This is a genomic window from Niastella sp., assembly GCF_045805085.1.
Lineage (GTDB): Bacteria > Bacteroidota > Bacteroidia > Chitinophagales > Chitinophagaceae > Niastella.
In genome coordinates, this window is record NZ_JBJMLX010000207.1 from 1 (window position 1) to 4,701 (window position 4,701).

At 47.8% G+C, this 4,701-nt stretch carries 5 protein-coding genes; 3 read left to right on the plus strand and 2 right to left on the minus strand.

All coding sequences use genetic code 11. From position 1 onward, the window contains the following. The coding region (locus ACJ751_RS10635) for a hypothetical protein (protein WP_407745471.1) at nt 1-1,555 on the plus strand (1,555 nt) is incomplete at its 5' end. A gap of 73 nt (nt 1,556-1,628) precedes the next feature. Continuing rightward, on the plus strand, nt 1,629-3,224 hold the full coding sequence (locus ACJ751_RS10640; protein ID WP_407745472.1) for a T9SS type A sorting domain-containing protein: 1,596 nt from the start codon (nt 1,629-1,631) through the stop codon (nt 3,222-3,224). On the opposite strand, the gene ACJ751_RS10645 is transcribed toward ACJ751_RS10640, so the two are convergent. Further along, a complete protein-coding gene (locus ACJ751_RS10645) occupies nt 3,166-3,690 on the minus strand; it encodes a hypothetical protein (RefSeq protein WP_407745473.1) in 525 nt (174 codons plus the stop codon). The two genes, ACJ751_RS10640 and ACJ751_RS10645, sit on opposite strands and share 59 nt — an antisense overlap. Before the next feature lie 129 nt (nt 3,691-3,819). On the opposite strand from ACJ751_RS10645, the gene ACJ751_RS10650 reads away from it, so the two are divergent. Then, a complete protein-coding gene (locus ACJ751_RS10650; RefSeq protein WP_407745474.1) occupies nt 3,820-4,395 on the plus strand; it encodes a TetR/AcrR family transcriptional regulator in 576 nt (191 codons plus the stop codon). Between the two features lie 28 nt (nt 4,396-4,423). Here the strand turns inward: ACJ751_RS10650 and ACJ751_RS10655 are convergent. Then, nucleotides 4,424-4,701, minus strand: a 278-nt coding sequence (locus ACJ751_RS10655; protein WP_407745475.1) for a hypothetical protein, incomplete at its 5' end; no start/stop codon positions are given.

Below are 4,701 nucleotides of genomic sequence, written 5' to 3' on the forward strand. Positions count from 1 at the left end.
ACGTGGCCTGTTCAGTGCAGGCTCGGGCATAGGTTATAATGCCACTACTGGTGTTATCACTAATGCCGGGGTCACTTCTTTAAATGGCAATACCGGCGCGCTTACCATGGATACCGGTTACATCAGTAACTTTTATCAAAAAGTGCGCGGCCTGTTCAGTGCCGCTGCACCTATTACGCTTACCAACGGACAGATAGGTATTACCCAGGCCACTGCTTCAGTAAATGGTTACCTGAGCAGCACTGACTGGAATACGTTTAACAACAAACTTTCTACAGTAGATACTACCAACATTGCCAACTTTTACCAGAAAGTACGGGCAGAACACGCGGCCGGGACCGGTATTTCGTACAATGCCACTACCGGTGTCATCAGTAATGCCGGGGTTACTTCTTTGAATGGCAATACCGGCGCGCTTACCATGGACACCGGTTACATCAGTAACTTTTACCAGAAAGTACGTTCAGAACACGCGGCCGGAACCGGCATTTCGTACAATGCCACTACCGGTGTTATCAGTAATGCCGGAGTCACTTCTTTGAATGGCAATACCGGCGCGCTTACCATGGATACCGGTTACATTAGTAACTTTTATCAGAAAGTACGTGGCCTGTTCAGTGCCGGCTCGGGCATAGGTTATAATGCCGCTACTGGTGTTATTACAGCCAGCGGCGCTGCCGGCGCCAATTGGGCATTGAATGGTAATACGGCAGGTGCGCTGAAAACAATTGGTACAATTGATAATTACGATTTACCCATCATTACCAATAATGTTGAACGCATGCGCATCTCCAACACCGGAGATGTGGGAATCGGTTCAAACAACTTCGATTCTACAGCCCCTGAAAAAGTATTGATAGATGCGGATGTTACCAATTCCTACAACCTGCTCATTGCAAAAGGTAACCGGAACGGCTATCTGCAGTTCAATATTCAGAATAATTCTTCACAGGGGCAGGCCAGCACTGATATTGTGGCTACTGCCGATAATGGAACAGAGACCACCAACTATGTGGACCTCGGTATAAACGGCGGCGGTTATAACAACGCCAATAATATCCTGAGTGGTGCCAATAACGGTTATTTATACAGCGCCGGGCAGGATTTTGTGGTTGGTAATACCGCCACTTCTAAAAGCCTGATCCTGTTTACGGGTGGCATTGCCACCTCCAATGAACGGATGCGTATTACCAGTGCCGGAAAAGTAGGCATTGGAACAACCAGTCCGGCCACCACCCTCGATGTGGCCGGTACGTATAAATTAGGCAGTTCCGGAACAGCGCTGAACAATATGATAAAAACCAGCTTCAGCATCACTGATAACAATGCCTTTGGTTTGGGTACAACAAAGGTGATTACAGCAACAGTAACTGGCGCCACCACCGGTGCAACGGTGATTGTAAACCCACGCAGTCAGTTACCGACAGCAGTAGCCATTGCTTATTCCTATATCAGTGCGGCCAATACCATTACCATAGGTTTTATCTGTTCGCAAACGGGATTGGGTTCGAGTACGCTGGGGTCTATTACTTTTGATGTAACGTTGATTCAGTGAGTCGATCAGTTTTCGGGTTGACAAGTTAATAAGTTAACAGGTTGACAAAGTTGCCGTTTCACACAACTAACAAGTGACAAATCTCATCAGACATATCATCCTTTTACTAATAGCAGCCTCCGGCTTCACCGCCCGGGCCCAGCAAGGTTTTTATGTTCCAAAGAAAGGAAAAGTTTATTTCGCAGGAGACACGGCTACCATCTTTTCCAATGTAGTGAACGAGGGCAAACTGGGCGTTGATAAAAAAGCCGTGGTGAATTTCAAAGGCAAAAAATGGACGAACGGTACTGATGCCCTGATTACCGATGAAGGCAACAAGGGAGAAGATGCATTGGGCGTCGGTGGCGTGATCCGTTTCAATGGAACCAACAGTGGCCGGCAACAGCTCGATGGCGGTTACAATGCCGCCACCCGCAGCGGCGCTGCCTTTGCCAACCTCGACATTCAAAATAGGTATGGGGTTGAACTGATCGGCAGCACCACTAAAGTGCGGAATAGTTTACATTTCAGTGCAGGAAATGTATACCTACAAAACAATACCCTGGTAATAGGGGATAGCAACCCGGGTTCAATAACCGGGTACGATTCCATTCACTACATTATAACCGGCAGCTCCGGTACCGGATTACTGGTGCGGGAGCATATCCGCAGTCGCGACAATTGGGTGATATTCCCGATTGGAACCGATGATAACGCTTATACCCCGGTAGCCATCAGAAGTCATTCCACCCAGGGCGACGACTATCATGCAAGGGTGAGCGATGGCGTTAAAAAAGACCTGTTCACAGGGAACGATCTGAAGGACCAGGGCGTGAACAAGACCTGGGAAATAGGGAAACGCACTTACCCCAATACCGGTGAGGCCGACATCGCCTTGCAACACCTTACGGCCGATGAAGGCAGTGTTTTCAGCGCCAACCGGCGATGTGCTTATGTTTCCCGGTATAGCGGCGCCGGCTGGGATACATCCCATCCACAGGATTACCCGGTACGGGGTTGGCTTACGGCTGGGGCTGCTTTGGCTAACAGCGGGGTGAACACCCGTACAGTCAGAAGCAACATTTCATCAGCATCCTATTTCACGAAATTCACGGGCAAAGGCGATACAGCCGGGGTGTTGACCCACGTTTGGTTAAATGGGTATCGCCTGGATTATAACACCGTGAATGTTTACTGGACCACCAAACCCGAAGTGAAGATCAAATACTTTGTAGTAGAACGCCGCCTGAGCAATGAGTCTGTATTTAAGAAACGGGACTCCTTACCCTCACAGGCGGTCAATGGCTACAGCAATACCTACCTGAATTATACCCTCAACGATGCCAATAAATATACAGGTATCAGTTATTACCGGTTAAGGCTGGTTGATTTCAATGGCGATTACGCTTACTCCGACACCATCGCCGTGGGTGGCAAACCCGGCGGCTTCCAGCTGCTGTTGTGGCCGAACCCAACAGCGCGTCATTTCTACGTAGGCGTCAATGGCGCGGCCAGTGTTAAGTATATAGTCATTTGGAATGTGCTTGGTCAAATGATCCATCGGGAACCGGTTAACGAACGCAGTATTATCCCAATGAGCCTTTGGCTGCCTGGCAATTACCTCGTAGGCTTTATTTCAAACAGCGGTCAGTTGTTGGAGACGAAGAAACTGGTAGTGACGGGAGATTGATGTCCCTGAATAGTTTTACTGTATAATACAATTGTATCGTACCTATAATAGCCTGTAAAATACCGGTAGTTTCAAACAGCCAGTCATTGGGCAGTTCATACAGCGATGCGGGGTAGAACCAGCGCATGGAAGCAGGGGACAGGCCGGCAAAGAACAGGATGTTTTTCAGCAGGTGATTGTAAAGACCCTCATACAATCCGATCAGTCCGCCAAAGAATAACCCGGCGATGGTCAGGTAAAGAAAAAGGAATACTTTCTTCTTTCTCCATTCATACAGAAAAAGAAAAGCGCCGGTTATCAGTAAGATGATCAACCCGTGATACACGATGTGCAAACGCCAGGGTGTTTTGTACAGCGAGGCGCCATACGCATGGTGCAATGCTGTAAGCACATATGTGCCGATGGTGGATACCAATGAGCCTGTCAATAACCGCAGGTCGGGTTTAAATGTCTTTTGATGATCCATATTCATTCGTTTAATGAAATTGAACAATTGTATTTTTATGTAAAGCTGTCCCGACTGACTTGTTTGTACAACATACAATACCGGTCAAATGACAGTTATTGAACAAAACAGCCTAAACTGTTCAGCAATATGACAGAGGATTTGCAGGAAGACCGGCGCATTCAAAAAACCAAGCAACTCCTGGCCGATTCATTGAGCCAGTTGATGCGGGAAAAGGAATACGACGCCATCACCATCCAGGATATCGTTGACAAAGCCAATGTGGGGCGAAGTACGTTTTATGCGCATTATGAAAGCAAGGAAAAACTGTTGTTGAATAATATCAACTTTCAGCGGGAACTGATCCACTTCTCCGGCAACGATCCGCAGCACCCGATGGGCATCAATTTGCCCTACCGGTTCAATCATTTGGCAGAATATGGTTCTATTGTAAAAGCGATCCATGGCACGCCCATCGGTTACCAGATAGCAGAACATTTTACAGCTATCATGGTGAGCAGGATCGTAAGGTATTTTAAACGGAAGCCACTACCTGCGGGAATGGAAAGGCAGCTATTACAGTACAAAGCGGAAGCGGTTGCCGGCGGAATTGTGCGAATGGTCTTTTGCTGGGTAATGGACGGCACACCGGTTCCGGCCTCAAAAATGATCGCCCAGGCGCAAGAACTGTTGCAGGGGCATTTTTTGCCGACCAATAACGAGTAGAGTGGGGTATATAAGGCGCTCTTACCGCTTAAGCTGCACTGACCATACTACCGGGGTTGCACTGAATATAGGGGTTGCAGTGCAACCCTGGTGCAACTCCAGGGCAACCCTTGCCGGGAAATAGCCATGGTTTTAAGGTATGTAAAGCGAGGGCAATAGGGGAGCAGGAATAGGTCAAAGGAGGCAATTCAAAAATATTTTGCAAAAAAGTGAAGAAAGAGTTTGTTGAATTGATAATTCTCCTACATTTGCACCCCGAACGAAAACGGGGCAGTGAAAAAAGAGGAAGAGAAAGCGAGATGAGTC